Raw genomic sequence first — 14,885 nt, 5'->3', positions numbered from 1 at the left:
CCATGCCGAACTTTCCCCTCTACACGGCTGACCGGATCCGCGCCGCTGTGGACCTCACCGACCTGGTTGAGCCGGCGACCGAAGCCCTCACGGCGTTCAGCACCACCGATGGCGCCCCACCTCCGGCCGTGGTGCTTCCCTTGTCCGGCGGCGGAGACTCCCACATCAAGGCGGCCTGGCTGCCCGGAGGACGCCAGTTCCTCGTCAAGATTGCCAACTGGTTCCCCGGCGACCGGACTCGCGGCCTGCCCGAAGGCGGCGGCTTCGTGGCGCTCTTCGACGCGATGACCGGCGCCGTCACCGCCGTACTGGAGGACGAGCACCACCTCTCCGACCTCCGCACGGCCGCGGTGGGAGCCGTATGCGCCCGGGCCCTGGCCCGTCCGGACGCGGCGCACGCCACCGTCCTGGGAACCGGCAGACAGGCCGAACTGCAGGCTCACGCACTCACTCTCGTGCGCCCGATCCGGCAGATCGGCGTCTTGGGCCGGCACCACGGCCGGGCGACCGCCCTGGCCGCCCGCCTGGGCCACGACCTGCCGCACACCGAGGTCACCGCCGCCGCGGACCCGGAGCAGGCCGTGCGGCAGTCCGACATCGTCGTCACCGCGACCGCCAGCCCCACCCCCGTCCTGTTCGGCCCCTGGCTTCGCCCCGGGCAGCACGTCACCGCACTCGGCGCCGACGACCCGGCCGAGCGAGAACTCGACGGCGCCTGCCTGCGTCGCGCCACCAAGGTCTTCGTCGACAGCCGGGAACTCAGTCTCCGCTACGGAGACATCCACGCCGCCATCGCCCGTGGAGAGGTGACCGACGACCGCGTCGACGGCGAGATCGGCGAGGTCCTGGCCGACCGGATTCCCGGACGCCGCAACCCGGAGGACATCACGGTGGCCAAGCTCATCGGTATCGGTCCCCAGGACCTCGCCGCCGCCGAAACGGCCCTCGCCCTTCTGGAACGGACCGACGGATGACCACCACGCAGCGCCCCGTCCCCACGCGCGTCGCGACGTCCGCAGACATCGACGCCGTCGTCTAGACGCTGACCACCGCCTTCTTCCGCGACCCGCTCTGGGGCCCAGCCTTTCCCGACATCGAACGGTGCACGGTCCAGGCGGCGGCCATGTGGCGGCTGTACGCGACGTCGGCGCTGCGCTACCGGTGGCTGCTCGTCAGCGAGAACGTCGAGGCCGCGGCCGTATGGATTCCCCCGGGGGAGAGGAACTCACCCCTGAAGAAGCAGGCAGCCTCGGGAACCATCTGCGGCAGGCCGCCGACCAGGAGGCGGCCGAGGCCATCCTGACGTTGTGCGACCAGTTCGAGGCCGTACGCCCAAGGCAGCGGCACTTCTATCTCACGCTCCTCGGCGTCCACGACCACTCCCGGGGCAAGGGACTCGGCATGGCCCTGCTGGCAGAGAGCCTCGCCCGCATCGACGCCCTCGGTGCCCCGCATACCTGGAGTCGTCCAATCCGGCGAATCTCCAGCGGTACGAGAGCGCCGCCTTCACTGCCCAGGACCAGATCGGCATCGCCACCGGCCACGTTGTCACCACCATGTGGCGCCCGGGCCGCTGAATCGGCCTCACGCAGGCCGCGGACGGCTCCTCTCCCAGGTTTGGGCACCTCGTCGTCCTGACGGGCGCCGAACTCGGCCACGCTGACTTCCGCGACGCGCTCGTACCGGCTGATCCGGTGGGCCATCCCTTCGTCGACGGAAACGCCCGCTCCGCCTTCCTCGCCCGCGAAAGCGTCATGTTCAACGCTGCCGTCGCCACGCGCGTGAGCTGGTTCAAGGGCGTCTGTTGCCGGGCTGGGCGACGAGCCGGTCTGTTCTTGCACCCGGCTGTGTTCCGGGAACGGGCATGACCGCTGAAATCGGCCACTCTCACGAGATGCTGATGGCATCCGCGCAACGCTCACTGACTGAGGCATTTCGGGCTGTCTCGGGTTCCTGAAGATCGCCGTCGACACGCGACGGGGCGCCACGCCGATGAGCGTTTCGACTTCGTTCCGGGAGAGTGCGAGGTCACCCGGGAAGGGCTTGGCCGAGACGGCTTTGAGGTCGTTTCAGGGCCGGATCCGATCATCGTTCGGGGGCTAGGGTGAAGTCCTTCCCGCGAATGCTCCGGAGGTGCCCTCCCGGTGACGGATTCCTTTGTTCACCTGCACAATCACACCGAATACTCGATGCTTGACGGCGCGCAGAAGCTCAAGCCGATGTTCGCCGAAGTCGAGCGTCAGGGCATGCCGGCCGTCGCCATGAGCGACCACGGCAACATGTTCGGTGCGTACGAGTTCCATCAGGTGTCCAAGGGTGTCGACGGCGTCAAGCCGATCATCGGTATCGAGGCCTACGTCGCGCCGTCCTCGCGCCGGAACCGCAAGCAGGAGTTCTGGGGTCCGGGCGGCCAGCGGGCCATGTCGGACGACGGTGAGGGCTCGAAGGACGTCTCCGGCGGTGGCCGGTTCACGCACATGACGATGTGGGCGCAGAACGTCCAGGGTCTGAAGAACCTCTTCTACCTGTCGACCGAGGCCAGTTACACCGGTCAGTTCCCCGCAGGCAAGCCGCGGATGGACATGGAGCTGATCAGTGAGCACGCAAGCGGCATCATCGCCACGACGGGCTGCCCGTCCGGCGCGATCCAGACGCGGCTGCGGCTGAACCAGTACGACGAGGCCCGTGAAGTCGCTGCCGCCTACCAGGACATCTTCGGCAAGGAAAGTTACTTCCTGGAGCTGATGGACCATGGGCTGTCCATCGAGAAGGACGTCCGCGACGGGCTGTTGCGGCTGGGCAGGGATCTGAACATTCCGCTGCTGGCCACGAACGACGCGCACTATGTGCACGAGGACCAGGCCGATGCGCATGACAACCTGCTGTGCATCGGGGTAGGCAAGAACAAGGACGACCCGAAGCGGTTCCGGTTCCAGGGCAGCGGCTATTACCTCAAGACCGCCGTCGAGATGCGGGAGCTGTTCGCGGAGCTGCCGGAGGCCTGCGACAACACCCTCCTGATCGCCGAGCGCATCGAGTCCTACGGCTCCGTCTTCGAGAACGTCGACGAGATGCCGCAGTACCCGGACGTGCCGGAGGGGGAGACGCAGGAGTCCTGGCTGCGCAAGGAATGCCTCAAGGGTCTGGCCATGCGCTACGGCGACCCGATCCCGGCCGAGGTCGTGGAGCGCTTCGAGACCGAGATGACGGTCATCGGCCCCATGGGCTTCTCCTCCTACTTCCTCGTGGTTGCCGACATCTGCCGCCACGCCCGCGACAACCAAATCCCGGTCGGGCCCGGCCGCGGGTCGGCCACCGGCTCGATCGTCGCGTACGCGACGCGCATCACCGAGCTGTGCCCGCTCGAACACGGCCTGCTCTTCGAACGCTTTTTGAACCCTGAGCGCATCAACCCGCCGGATGTCGACCTCGACTTCGACGACCGCCGGCGCGACGCCATGGTCCGCTACGTCACCGAGAAGTACGGCGACGAGTACACCGCCATGGTCAACACCTTCGGTAAGATCAAAGCCAAGAACGCGATCAAGGACTCGTCCCGCATCCTCGGCTACCCCTTCCAGCACGGCGAGCGCATCACCAAGGCGCTCCCGCCGGACATCATGGGCAAGTCGATCCCGCTGGACGGCATCTTCGACTCCGCGCACCCACGCTACGGCGAGGCCGGCGAAATCCGGACGATGTACGAGAACGAGCCGGAGGTGAAGAAGGTCATCGACACCGCCAGGGGTGTCGAAGGCCTGACCCGCGGCACCGGTGTGCACGCGGCCGCGGTCATCCTGTCCAAGACGAAGCTGACCGAGCGCATCCCGCTGCACATGCGTGCCAAGGACGGCGTCAAGATCACCGGCTTTGACTACCCCAGCTGCGAAAACATGGGGCTGGTCAAGATGGACTTCCTGGGCCTGCGCAACCTGGGCGTGATCGACCATGCGCTGACGAACATCCGCGAGAACCGCGGCGTCAAGCTGGCCACCGTCGACCCGGGCAACGGGGACACCAGCGTCACCGTGATCCCGCTGGATGACAAGAAGACCTTTGAACTCCTGGGCCGCGGCGACACGTTCGGCGTGTTCCAGCTCGACGGCGGCGGCATGCGCGCGCTGCTGAAGCTGATGGAGCCCTCCCGCTTCGAAGACATCGCGGCCGCCCTCGCCCTGTACCGGCCCGGTCCGATGGCCGCCAACGCGCACACCAACTACGCACTGCGGCAGAACGGCAAGCAGGACCCGGACCCGATCCACCCCGAGCTGAAGAAAGTCCTGGACCCGATCCTGGGCTCCACTCACCACCTGCTCATCTTCCAAGAGCAGATCATGGCCATCGCCCGGACCTTGGCCGGCTACACGCTCGGCGGCGCCGACATGCTGCGCCGCGCGATGGGCAAGAAGAAGCCCGAGGTACTGGCCGCCGAGTGGCAGAAGTTCCACGACGGCATGACCGACAACGGCTACTCGGAAGAGTCCATCAAGGCGATCTGGGACGTCATGCTCCCGTTCTCCGGCTACGCGTTCAACAAGTCCCACACCGCAGGCTACGGACTCGTCTCCTACTGGACGGCCTACCTCAAGGCCAACTACCCGGCCGAGTACATGGCGGCCCTGCTCACCTCTGTCGGTGACGACAAGGACAAGGCCGGCATCTACCTCGCCGATGCCCGCAAGCTCGGCGTCACCGTCCTCGCGCCGGATGTGAACGAGTCGCTCGCCGAGTTCGCGGCCGTGGGCGACGACGTCCGCTTCGGACTGCTGTCCGTGCGCAACGTGGGCGACAACGTCATCGAATCGATCATCGCGGCCCGCAAGTCCAGGGGGAACTTCACTTCGTTCTCTGACTTCCTCAACAAGGTCGACCTGCCCGCGCTGAACAAGCGGGCCGTGGAATCCCTCATCAGATCCGGCGCCTTCGACTCCCTCGGACACACCCGCAAGGGACTGTCCGCCGCCCACGAGAGCGCCATCGACGCAGTCGTCCCGCTCAAGAAGGCAGCCGCCTACGGACAGGACGATCTCTTCGCCAGCCTCGGCGATGCGGCCGGCGACGACAGCTTCAGCCTGGACGTGCCGGTCAGCGACGACGAATGGCCCCGCAAGCAACTGCTGTCCATCGAACGCGAGATGCTCGGCATGTACGTCTCCGCACACCCGCTGGACGGCACCGAGCACATCCTGTCCAACAACCGCGACACCACCATCGTGGACCTGCTGGCCTCAGGGCGCACCGAAGGCGTGGTCCGCCTCTCCGGCCTGATCACCAGCGTCCAGCCCAAGATGACCAAACAAGGCAACGCCTGGGCCATCGTCAACCTCGCCGACCGTGACGGAGCAATCGAGGTCCTCTTCTTCCCCGCCACCTACCAGATGGCCGCCGCCGCCCTGGTGGAGGACAGCGTCATCACCGTGCAAGGCCGCGTCAACGACCGCGACGGCGCCATCAGCATCTTCGGGCAGGAACTGCAGGTCCTCGACGTGGCCTCCGCCGAACGCGACCGCGCGGCCCCCGTCCAGCTTCGGCTGCCGTATCACCGCATCAACGAGTTGTGCATCAACGAACTCAAACGCATCATGGGTGCCCACCCCGGCCAGAATCCCGTTCAACTCGCGGTGCGCGGCCCGCAGAAGACCATCGTCTACCAGCTTCCCTCGCTGGTGAACGCCGCTGCCATCGCCTCAGACATCAAGGGATCCTTTGGCCCGGAGGCGTGGCACGGGGTGGCGTGAGCGAGGAAGCCAGTACAGGCGAGCCGCACGACTTGGAAGAGATCGTCCTCAACGTCGAAGAAACACCACCCTGCCCCAGCTGCACCCAGCGGACGATACTGCTCGCCTGCTGTCCCCACAGCTGGCGCAACAACAAGGGCGGCACCGGCTCCAGGGAAACCGTGCTGTGCCGAGTCTGCGACCACGATGACCCGGCCGCCGCACCGCCGGCCGCCCTCTACGAAGAGGATGGTTCCTTCCCTGCCGACAGACTCGACGTCTTCGGTTCACTCGCCGAGGCGGGGGTCGAAAACCGCCGGAACGCCGCCGACGACGAGGAACTCCTCGACGAGTACGAGCGGCTCTGGCGAGGCGGCGAGCTCCGGTGCCGCATCGGACAACGGCGCCTGCCATGATTGGCATCATGGGGTTGCACATCGCACCGGCCGGTGTGGCCGACTTCCACCAGGTCCTGACTGATCACCCCCGTTACTGGGGCGGACGCGACCTTCGGTCGCTGCACCTTCTGGCACTGGTGCAGGAGTTCGGTTCCACCTGCTTGGTTGCCCGAGCCGAGGACGGAATCCGTGGGTACGTCTTCGGGTTCGTCACCCCGGACCGCACCGGCTACGTGCATCTGATCGCCACGCGGGACGACGCCCGTGGCACTGGTCTCGGGCGTCGCCTGTATACGGCGTTCGCCGAAGCCGCGGAATGTCACGGTGCACGGCAGTTGAAGGCGATCACGTCCATCGAGAACACCGGTTCCATCGCCTTCCATCGCAGCCTCGGCTTCGACACGAAGATCGTCGACGACTACAACGGCCCGGGCCGGGCTATGGCGGTCTTCCACCGAGATCTGCCGCTCAACGTCTCGTGGCGCTGACCAATCTGCCGTCACTGGTCATCGCTCCCCAGACGGTCAGCTTGTTTTCAACCTCGGCTGCGTCCCGATCATGCGGAACGGGAGAGTTGCTCGCGTACCCATGCAGGATCGGGGTTGGTGTGCGGCCGGCCCGCCACGATGACGGTCGGCACGGTCTCGTTGCCGTCGTTGGCTGCCCTCACTGCTGCGGCTCCAGCCGGGTCACGCCAGATGTCGACCCAGTGCACCTGGCGGGCGCTGCGGCCCAGCCGGATGCGCAGTCGCATGCAGTACGCGCAGCCCGGTCGCCAGAAGACGACAGGCCGGCCGTCGACCGCGCTGCGGCGTTGTGCCTCCAGCGCGCCGATCGACCTCGGGAATACCAGAGGCGAGTTCACGCCTGCGAGCAGCACAAAGACCAGCAGGAAGGCTCCGGCTGCGCCGGGGGCCCCGCTGACGATCAACCCAGCCGCCAGGGCTGAGCCACAGAGCACCAGCAGCGTCGGCAGGATCCAAGCGCGCGTCATGAGGACGAAGGCTATCGACAAGTCGAAATGACCCAGCCCGCCGTCCCCATCAAGGCGCCGGCCGCCCGTGTCGCCGACACCGACGTGCCCGCGCGGGGCGGCACTCTGCTTCTGCTCTGTTCCGAGGGCCGCCACGGGCGTGCGATCCTCGCGTACTTCGCCCTGGAGGCGTGGCGCGACGGGGACACGTACTACAGCCGGAGCAGTCTGGTCATCGAGCTGTTGTCCTCATGTGGGTCGGGGAAGGGGCGGTACGGGGTGCCTGTAGCCAGGGGGCCGAGCGGCTCGGAGTCGAGCCGCTCGGCCCCCGATCAGCGCGAGGCCATGCGCTGACGGTTGGACACGGTCATCTAGCGAAGCGACCGGAAGCCCGCACGAATCTCCTGGACGAGGAGCTCCGGCTGTTCCCAGGCTGCGAAGTGCCCGCCCTTGTCGAGCCTGTTGTAGTGGATGAGGTTCGGGTACGCCTGCTCCGCCCAGCTCTTCGGGGCCTGGTAGAGCTCGTCGGGGAAGACGCTGACGGCGACCGGGAGCTTGACACCCTTCGCGCCGAAGAACGGCGTCTTGTTCTCCGCGTAGAGGCGGGCTGCGGAGATCGCTGTGTTCGTCAGCCAGAAGAGCGTGATGTTGTCCAGGACGTCGTCCCGTGTCAGGCCCTCACTCACTCCGTTGAAGGACCGGGTGATCAGCTCCAGGCTCGCCTTGTCGTGGTCGAGCAGGAAGGCCGCCAGGCCGACCGGGGAGTCCGCGAGCGCGGTCAGCGACTGCGGGCGTGAGCCCATCATGTAGGCGTAGGCGACGTGCCGGTACACGAAGTCGAGCTGCTCGACGGCGCGCTTCTCCTCGTCGTTGGCGAGGACGACGTCGGACGGCAGGGCGTTGCCGGCGATGACGGCCTGCTCGATGGCGGGCGGAATCACCTTGGGCATGTTGGTGTGGATGCCGACCAGGCCCTCGGGCTCCTGCACGCCCATGAGGTCGGTGACGACCGCGCCCCAGTCGCCGCCCTGCGCGACGTACTTGGTGTAGCCGAGGCGCTTCATCAGCTCGCCCCAGGCGCTGGCGATGTGCTCGGGGTCCCAGCCCTTGGAGGTCGGCTTGCCGGAGAAACCGTAGCCGGGCATCGACGGGATCACCACATGGAAGGCGTCCGAGGCCTTGCCGCCGTGGGCGGTCGGGTTCGTGAGCGGCTCGATGATCTTCAGCTGCTCGATGATCGAACCCGGCCAGCCGTGCGTGACGATCACCGGAATGGCATTCTCGTGCTTCGAGCGGACGTGGATAAAGTGGATGTCCAACCCGTCGATCTCGGTGATGAACTGCCGGTAGGCGTTCAGCCGCGCCTCGACCTTGCGCCAGTCGTACTCCGTCGCCCAATAGCGCGCCAGTTCCTTGATGGTGGCGAGCTGGGTGCCCTGAGACTGGTCGGCGACGGTCTCCTTCTCGGGGAGGCGAGTCGCCTTGATACGCGCACGCAGGTCCTCGAGTTCCGCCTCGGGGAACTCGAACGTGAACGGACGGATCGCGGGCGTTCCGGAAGTGGCAGACATGTAGTCTCCTCGCTTTCTGAGCTCGTTCTTATCGGCTTGGTCTGCGACGCCCGCCAGGACTGCGTGTCCTGCGGGTGTTGTGCTGACCTGCAATTCCAGAGAACCAGGCGGAAAGGCACATCGGAGTGGTCAAGCAGGCCCCACTCGGCCAGGGCCCGCTGGTCCAGGTACTGGCAGGTCCCCTCTGAGGAGACCGCTGGCCGCGTGGGCGTCTCGTTCTCTGTCCTTCCGGTTACAGGTGGCTGTAGGCAGCGTCGAGCCATGGCACGGAGTCGCGGCCATAACGCCTGAGGTCGCGTCGGTCGGCGCACGCTGGTCAAACAAAGGTCAATAGTGCCTTTTGATATCCACCAGCTCTATACGCGAAAGGGGCGCGTTGATTGTCCGTCACAGCCTCGACAGCACAAGCCATTCGCTACACCTTCAGCCCGGCCGCCGACGAGGCCATGTGCGCGCTAACGAGCCCTGAACGGAGGCAGTCCGCGGTCCAACGGGCGTGCCGGCGTGGGCGCTCAAGGCAGCGGGCTGCCATCCACCTGACCGGCCGTGACAGGTCCACAACCCTCAGCCGGCGGATTTCCGCAAGTCCGGGACCATGGCCACATCCTGCCTGGACGGGGTTCCAGCAGATACCGAAAACGAATTGACGCGGAATGCGTACCGGTGCCGAGCACATGGGGGCACCTGCTCCTCTGAAGAGGTTTTCGGCGGCCTTGCTTTACAACATGTCGGGCTATTTAGGCTTCCTCGGGCCCCCCTTTTGGCTTCCTGGAGCATGGTCGGAAAATACCTTCACTCGACGTGCATGCCGGGCTGACGGCAGATGGGCGGCGCCACCTTGCTTTTCTTGACGGAGACTGCTCCAGAGGCTTCATTTATCACCGATAGGCGCATAGTATATTTGAACGCATTCTTGCGCTGTGCGTCTTGCTGGGATGAGACCTCAAGGGCTAGCCTTGCTATATGGCCAAGGCGCCTTCTGGTTCAGGTGGCAACCAAGAGCTGAGTGATTTTCTGCGCTCGCGACGCGCCCGGGTGAAACCTGAGCAGGCCAGGATCACGGTTGGGGCGAGTCGCCGTGTTCCAGGACTCCGTCGTGAGGAAGTTGCGCTCTCGGCCGGATTGAGCGTGGACTACTACATCCGTCTGGAACGCGGGCGGGTGGCCAATGCCTCAGAAGCAGTGCTGGAGGCGGTAGCCCGAGCTCTGCGGCTGGACGATACCGAGCGTGCACATCTGTTCAACCTGGCTAGGCCACAGTCCGTGGTCAGGTTGAGCGAGCCGGCTGTTTCGCGGCGAGTGCGTCCGGGCGTGTACGCATTGCTTGAGGTTCTCCGAGATACGCCTGCCATGATCGTGGACGGCCGCATGGACGTCCTTGCGGCTAATCGGATGGCTCGCGCGTTGTTTGTCGATTTCGAGGAAATGCCGGTTCGCGAACGCAACTTGGCGCGATTTATATTTCTCGACCCCGCCGCACGTGAACTATTTATTGACTGGGACATCGCCGCCCGCATGATCGTCACGGGTTTTCACCTGTATGCAGGTCGGCATCCGAACGATCCGCAACTGGCCGAGCTCATTGATCAGCTGTCAGCCGCAGACGAGGATTTTCGTCGATGGTGGGCCGCACAGGACGTGGAGGAGTTCGCCCACGGCACCAGACGCTACCGACACCCCCTGCTCGGCGAAGTCACTCTCGACCATGAGACTCTCATCTTCCCCGGTGAACCGGAGCAGTGGCTGATCGTGAATACAGCTGAACCCGGCTCCCCGTCTTCCCAAGCCTTGCGGATCCTTGCCAGCCGGATCGCCGACCAGTAGGACTCCGCCAGGTCTGTCTCGCGGCTTGTTTGGGGGCATGTCGGGGGGACGGACGCACGTGAAGTGAACCGTGCACGGGCGAAGTTGGCGTTGTTCGTGGCTGACGTGTTCGCGTCGGTGCCGCGGAAGGATCAGCGGGCCAAGGCCGCGCGACGCCGCACGGCGGCAGAAGACCGGGATACCGCAGGAGGTCGGGCACCGGGAGAAGTGGCGCCTGGCCCCGGACACGTTCGATGAGCCGGCCGGGTGGGGTGTGGTGCCGCCGGTGGTAGTGGCCGACGCCGGTTACGGGCAGCACGCCGACTGCCGCGACGGCCTGAGCGAGCGGGGCATGGGATATGTCGTGGCGGTCCGTCCAGACGTGACCGTCCACCCGCACGACGCGCGGCCCACCGCCCCGGCGTGGTCCGGGAACGGCCGCAAGCCGCAGGCCCGCTACCGCGACAAGCCGTTCTCGGTCGCCGCGCCGGCGGCCGCTCATGGGCGGCAGGCGTTCACCGAGGTGACCTGGCGGGAAGGCTCCCGCGGAGTGATGCGCTCGCGCCTTCTGGCGCTACGGGTGCGGCCGGCCGGGTTCCGATCCCGCCGCCTGGCCCAGGCCGCCGCCACCGCCGGACACGGCCACTGGGACGGCGTCCTGCCCGAGGTGACGCTGCTGACCGAATGGCCCGAAGGCGCCCAGGAACCCACCGGCCACTGGCTGTCCAGCCTGCCCGTCGGCACCCCGCCGGCTGAACCGGTCCGCCTGGCCAAGATCCGCCGACCCCGGGGCAGCTGACGAAGTCGGCGACCAAGGTGGCGAATACGTCTGTGGTGACATACGGATGCCGAGGGTTCCGGCCTCGGCCCGCTTGGATCCGGCGCCCCCCGGTGACGACCGGGTGGTCTTTCTGGAGACGCTGGAGGAGGAGCGGTCGCCGGCGCGTTCGACGAGTTCGTTCACCCGCGAACCTGGCGGCGGCACCGATCGGCGGCACCGACTGGCCCCCGGGGTTGGCGACTGGGAGGCCGTCATCGCCGACCTGCTGCAGCTCATCCGCACCGACGGGTGTGACGCCCTCAGCCTCGGCCTGCCGGCGATCGCCCGCGCTCTCGTCTGCTCCGGCTTTCACAGCCGGGTGTGGGCCTTCGACCCGTCGGCCGAGCAGCACCGGACCTTATGGGTCCGCCGACCGCGTCGAGGTCTTTGTGGAGGGCGGCAGGCAACTGACCCGGGCGGGAGCCGGATGTGCCCTGTGGTCCGGCGGCGGCCTGCTGCCCCCGATCAACTGCACGCAATTCGGCTGACGCTGGGCGGGAAGAAGCCCCTGTGATCAGGGCAGTCTTCGCCGATGCTCCGGCGGCGCGCAGGGGTCCCCCAAATGGAGGCTCCCTGGTTGTTACGGATGTGGATGGGCCGGTTGGGCCGGTCGGGGGAGTTGGGGCGTTGAGAGGGTAAGGGGCGTGGGTGTGCCGTCGGCTGTTTGTGTGCTGGTCAGTGCGGTGCGGAGCCGGGTGTGGGCCGGTGGCCGGTGCTTCTTCCGGCTTCGGTGGCCTCTACAAGGGAGAGTTACCGATATGTCAGTATTTTGTAACGCGAGTTGGTTTGTTGATCTGGTGACGGCGCGGGGGGCCACAGTGTCGGGTCTCGGCATCGAGCCGGGAATTTCGGATGGCACGCCGGCCCCGGCCCGGGGTGGGTGTGCACGAACGTGAGGGGACAGCCTTGATGTCTGTTTCTCGTACTGCCTTCCGCCTGATCGCCACGTGTGTGGTGTCGGGCGCTCTCGTCGGGGCGGCCGCGATGCCGGCCCTAGCCGATGGGGGTGGCCGTGATCGCGACCACGCAGGAAGTCATTCCAGCGGCTACCGATCGGACACCGTCCGGGGCGACCACGACCATGGCGGGGAGCGGGATGGGGGCCATGGCCGGTACGGCGACCGGCACCACGACCGTGACCGTGATCGCTTCGGAGACTGGGACCGCGGCCGGGGCTGGCACCACGACCACGACCGAGACCGTGACCGTGATCGCTTCGGCGACTGGGACCGTGGCCGGGGCCGGCACCACGACCGTGACTGGCATCACGACCACTACCTCGGCCGCCGCTAGCCGGCCAGGACGGGCCGTTCCGGTGATGCGGCGGCCCGCCCGCACCGTGTGTCACCCGTCGTCATGGCCGGCACGATCGTGACATCCCGCCGGGGAGGCGAAGACCGTTGTGGCGGTCTTCGCCCCTGCGGGTGCCGATAACGGTGGAGGCGACGGGCCCGGCTGAAGGCCGCCCTGTTCGGGCGGTCCCGCGGCGGACTGACCAGCAGGTCCACCTGGCTGCCGACCGTCGCTGCCGGCCGATGACGCTTGTCCTGACTGCAGGGCAGGCCGGCGGCAGTCCCCAGTTCATCCCCGCCCTGGAGAAGGTGCGGGTCCGCATGCCCGTCGGCCGTCGTGTCATCTGGTCGCTGCGGGACCAGCCAGGCTGCCAGGGCCGCCGCCACGATCAGGAATGCGGTTCCGGCGAACAGTTCTCAACTGGAAGGAGGAGCCGCGCTTCGAAACGGCTGCCTGCGAGCCCAGTGCTGCTGCGCCTCGGTCGTGGCCATCGCGGCCGACTGGTTCCCTTCGGTGCCGCCGCTTCGAGCAGTCGTGATCGGCGCGCCGCTGTGGCTCAGCGTATGCGCAGGGTCACGCGGGCGTAGCGGGTAAGAGGGAAGTGGGCTCCGTCGTCGGTGACTTGGAGGATCAGCGAGATCGTCTGGCCGCGCTGAGCATCCGACGGCACCGTCACTGTCGCCCTGCGCCCGTCTGCTCCATCGATCCCGACCGAGCCGGGGTATGTGCCCTCTTCGCCGTACTGCCACCACCTGTAGCCGAGGTGGTCACGATCGGGATCGGCCCCGACACCCCGCAGCGTCACTCGGGTGCCCGCGCGAACCGAGATCTGGTCCGGGCCGAGGATGCTGACCCGAGGCGCTTGGTCACCGCCTCGGGGTGTCAGCGTCCACTGCATGCGCGCCGCGAAATCGTTCTGCGCCGCGCCCGCCCACCGCAGGGTCGTGTAGTCGGGGACGTCTGCGCCGGTGCTGTCCTTCTCTGTGCTCACCGACGTCCAGAGCTCGGGCGAGGTCGAGACCTTCGTGGCACGGCCACCCCAGCCGCCGCGACGCGGATCCTGCGGTGCCTCGATCCCGGTGTGCAACAGCGACATGTATGCGACGTTGTCGCCCTCGGACAGGAAGTCGTAGGGCTGCAGCGGCGGACACCAGCCCTTTGCGGCCAGGACCGGGTCGCCGAAGACGTCGAGCGGGTCGCCGGGCATCGCCTGGCCGTCGAGCCATGAGCGGTACAGCGAGCCGAGCGGGCCGACCTGGATGTTCTTCTTGATCCAGGCACCCTGGAAATACCGGCGATCCTCAGGCAGCCCGCGGACGTTCCCCTGCCCGTCGCGGTTGCAGTTGTAGCCCCAGGTGGCGTAGCCGGCCTGCAGGTTTTCGACGCGGATCCGAGGCCATTGGGGTGCGATGTACTGTTCGTAGGTCAGATCCTGAAACCCGCTGGCGAGTATGACCGCCTTGTGCGTGACCTTCTCGCGTATCCGTGACCAGCGGGGCGAGCCCTGGTACTGGTCTGCGATCGACTTGAGCGCCCGCGCGATGGTGTTGGTGCCACCCCAGGCCTGGAGGTAGACCGGGCGTGGATCGTCGTCGAGCAGCAGATGCTTGATGAGGTCGGAGCCCGGTGTGTCCCGGTCCATCGAGTTCTCGAAGTCGATGTTGCCGACAGCGACCTTGGAGTGCAGCTCTGCGGGTGTTGGGTAGTCGCGGTCGTGTGCCCTCAAGTTGGGATAGACCTTCGTATAGGCCTTCAGAGCGAGGTCCTGGACCGTGCGCGTACCCGTCCAGCGCCAGAAGGGCTGAGGCGTCGTGTACTCGCGGCCGGGGAGGAAGAAGAGGGTGCCCTTGCCGTCGCCTGCCCAGTGGTAGCGGCTGCTGGTGTAGATGATGCCCTCGGTGTCGAGGTCGTTGGTGTAAAGCAGGTAGCGGATGAGCGAGGCGTAGTCATCCTGCTCCATGTCGGTGGTGATGACGGTCCGGGGCTTGGCGGAGCGATCACCGTCGCCGGCCGACGCACTGCTTGCCGTCGGCGGCGCGAGGACGACCAGCAGCAGCGCGGCGAGTGCGCCCATGGAGGTGCGGAGCAGGTGATGCCAGAGTGACGAACGTGTCACGACCCCTCCTGACTGACTATCGATTCATCATTGGGTGAATGTCGGCTGATGGGTAACCGGGCGGACATACGTGTCAAGGAGTGATGCGATCTCTACCGGCGGCGCTATGACCTTTCCTCAACTCGTCGATGCGGTTGGAGTGTTGGCGGTTGTGGGTGTACCGAACGGTTCACCCCGACCTGGTCGCCGGCGAC

Annotated in this window: 12 protein-coding genes and 2 pseudogenes; 9 read left to right on the top strand and 5 right to left on the bottom strand. The window is 66.8% G+C overall.

What is annotated here, in order from left to right:
- Window positions 1-2 precede the first annotated feature (2 nt).
- Window positions 3-974, top strand: coding sequence for an ornithine cyclodeaminase family protein (locus tag ACZ7M2_RS30065; protein ID WP_471597941.1), 972 nt, complete (start codon window positions 3-5; stop codon window positions 972-974).
- A 181-nt stretch (window positions 975-1,155) separates the two neighbouring features.
- Here ACZ7M2_RS30065 and ACZ7M2_RS30060 read toward each other — a convergent pair whose 3' ends face one another.
- A complete protein-coding gene (locus tag ACZ7M2_RS30060; protein ID WP_471597940.1) occupies window positions 1,156-1,455 on the bottom strand; it encodes a hypothetical protein in 300 nt (99 codons plus the stop codon).
- A gap of 689 nt (window positions 1,456-2,144) precedes the next feature.
- Between ACZ7M2_RS30060 and dnaE the strand changes: the two genes are divergently transcribed.
- Genes dnaE through ACZ7M2_RS30045 form a run of 3 tightly spaced genes read left to right on the top strand, consistent with a single transcriptional unit; the run spans window position 2,145 to window position 6,603 of the window.
- Window positions 2,145-5,738 carry a DNA polymerase III subunit alpha gene (dnaE, locus tag ACZ7M2_RS30055; RefSeq protein WP_471597939.1) on the top strand — a complete coding sequence of 1,198 codons (3,594 nt, stop codon included), beginning with the start codon at window positions 2,145-2,147 and terminating at the stop codon, window positions 5,736-5,738.
- Complete coding sequence (locus ACZ7M2_RS30050) at window positions 5,735-6,133, top strand: DUF6300 family protein (RefSeq protein ID WP_471597938.1); 399 nt, start codon at window positions 5,735-5,737, stop codon at window positions 6,131-6,133. The genes dnaE and ACZ7M2_RS30050 overlap by 4 nt, the downstream gene beginning before the upstream one ends.
- Complete coding sequence (locus ACZ7M2_RS30045) at window positions 6,130-6,603, top strand: GNAT family N-acetyltransferase (protein ID WP_471597937.1); 474 nt, start codon at window positions 6,130-6,132, stop codon at window positions 6,601-6,603. Before ACZ7M2_RS30050 ends, ACZ7M2_RS30045 begins: the two co-directional genes overlap by 4 nt.
- 68 nt (window positions 6,604-6,671) lie before the next feature.
- On the opposite strand, the gene ACZ7M2_RS30040 is transcribed toward ACZ7M2_RS30045, so the two are convergent.
- A complete protein-coding gene (locus ACZ7M2_RS30040) occupies window positions 6,672-7,109 on the bottom strand; it encodes a glutaredoxin domain-containing protein (RefSeq protein WP_471597936.1) in 438 nt (145 codons plus the stop codon).
- Window positions 7,110-7,136: 27 nt separating this feature from the next.
- On the opposite strand from ACZ7M2_RS30040, the gene ACZ7M2_RS30035 reads away from it, so the two are divergent.
- Window positions 7,137-7,442, top strand: a complete 306-nt coding sequence (locus ACZ7M2_RS30035) for a hypothetical protein (RefSeq protein WP_471597935.1) — start codon at window positions 7,137-7,139, stop codon at window positions 7,440-7,442.
- A gap of 17 nt (window positions 7,443-7,459) precedes the next feature.
- Here the strand turns inward: ACZ7M2_RS30035 and ACZ7M2_RS30030 are convergent, their stop codons facing one another.
- Entirely contained in the window at window positions 7,460-8,659 is a 1,200-nt protein-coding gene (locus ACZ7M2_RS30030) for an epoxide hydrolase family protein (protein WP_471597934.1), read from the bottom strand.
- Between the two features lie 963 nt (window positions 8,660-9,622).
- Between ACZ7M2_RS30030 and ACZ7M2_RS30025 the strand changes: the two genes are divergently transcribed.
- The 3 genes and pseudogenes from ACZ7M2_RS30025 (at window position 9,623) to ACZ7M2_RS30015 (ending at window position 11,796) form a co-directional block, all read left to right on the top strand.
- Complete coding sequence (locus ACZ7M2_RS30025; protein WP_471597933.1) at window positions 9,623-10,483, top strand: helix-turn-helix transcriptional regulator; 861 nt, start codon at window positions 9,623-9,625, stop codon at window positions 10,481-10,483.
- Window positions 10,484-10,634: 151 nt separating this feature from the next.
- Window positions 10,635-11,243: pseudogene (locus ACZ7M2_RS30020) on the top strand (transposase); the annotation flags it as partial.
- A gap of 121 nt (window positions 11,244-11,364) precedes the next feature.
- Window positions 11,365-11,796, top strand: coding sequence for a hypothetical protein (locus tag ACZ7M2_RS30015; protein WP_471597932.1), 432 nt, complete (start codon window positions 11,365-11,367; stop codon window positions 11,794-11,796).
- Between the two features lie 479 nt (window positions 11,797-12,275).
- On the opposite strand, the gene ACZ7M2_RS30010 is transcribed toward ACZ7M2_RS30015, so the two are convergent.
- Complete coding sequence (locus ACZ7M2_RS30010) at window positions 12,276-12,548, bottom strand: hypothetical protein (protein WP_471597931.1); 273 nt, start codon at window positions 12,546-12,548, stop codon at window positions 12,276-12,278.
- Window positions 12,549-12,716: 168 nt separating this feature from the next.
- On the opposite strand from ACZ7M2_RS30010, the pseudogene ACZ7M2_RS30005 reads away from it, so the two are divergent.
- Window positions 12,717-12,910 (top strand): annotated as a pseudogene (locus tag ACZ7M2_RS30005) (IS5/IS1182 family transposase); the annotation flags it as partial.
- 221 nt (window positions 12,911-13,131) lie between these two features.
- Here ACZ7M2_RS30005 and ACZ7M2_RS30000 read toward each other — a convergent pair.
- Entirely contained in the window at window positions 13,132-14,691 is a 1,560-nt protein-coding gene (locus ACZ7M2_RS30000; protein WP_471597930.1) for a DUF1593 domain-containing protein, read from the bottom strand.
- Between the last annotated feature and the right edge of the window lie 194 nt (window positions 14,692-14,885).

The sequence above is a fragment of the Streptomyces sp. NPDC111507 genome (assembly GCF_055638955.1).
Note: the sequence above shows the minus strand (reverse complement) of the source record. Positions and strands in the feature narration are given on the sequence as shown.

What these genes read in the sequence shown, in the direction of transcription:
- ACZ7M2_RS30065 (WP_471597941.1), top strand. Translation starts at nt 3, where the DNA reads ATGCCGAACTTTCCCCTCTACACGGCTGACCGGATCCGCGCCGCTGTG.
- ACZ7M2_RS30060 (WP_471597940.1), bottom strand. Translation starts at nt 1,455, where the DNA reads ATGCGGGGCACCGAGGGCGTCGATGCGGGCGAGGCTCTCTGCCAGCAG.
- ACZ7M2_RS30045 (WP_471597937.1), top strand. Translation starts at nt 6,130, where the DNA reads ATGATTGGCATCATGGGGTTGCACATCGCACCGGCCGGTGTGGCCGAC.
- ACZ7M2_RS30040 (WP_471597936.1), bottom strand. Translation starts at nt 7,109, where the DNA reads ATGACGCGCGCTTGGATCCTGCCGACGCTGCTGGTGCTCTGTGGCTCA.
- ACZ7M2_RS30035 (WP_471597935.1), top strand. Translation starts at nt 7,137, where the DNA reads ATGACCCAGCCCGCCGTCCCCATCAAGGCGCCGGCCGCCCGTGTCGCC.
- ACZ7M2_RS30030 (WP_471597934.1), bottom strand. Translation starts at nt 8,659, where the DNA reads ATGTCTGCCACTTCCGGAACGCCCGCGATCCGTCCGTTCACGTTCGAG.
- ACZ7M2_RS30025 (WP_471597933.1), top strand. Translation starts at nt 9,623, where the DNA reads ATGGCCAAGGCGCCTTCTGGTTCAGGTGGCAACCAAGAGCTGAGTGAT.
- ACZ7M2_RS30010 (WP_471597931.1), bottom strand. Translation starts at nt 12,548, where the DNA reads ATGCCAGTCACGGTCGTGGTGCCGGCCCCGGCCACGGTCCCAGTCGCC.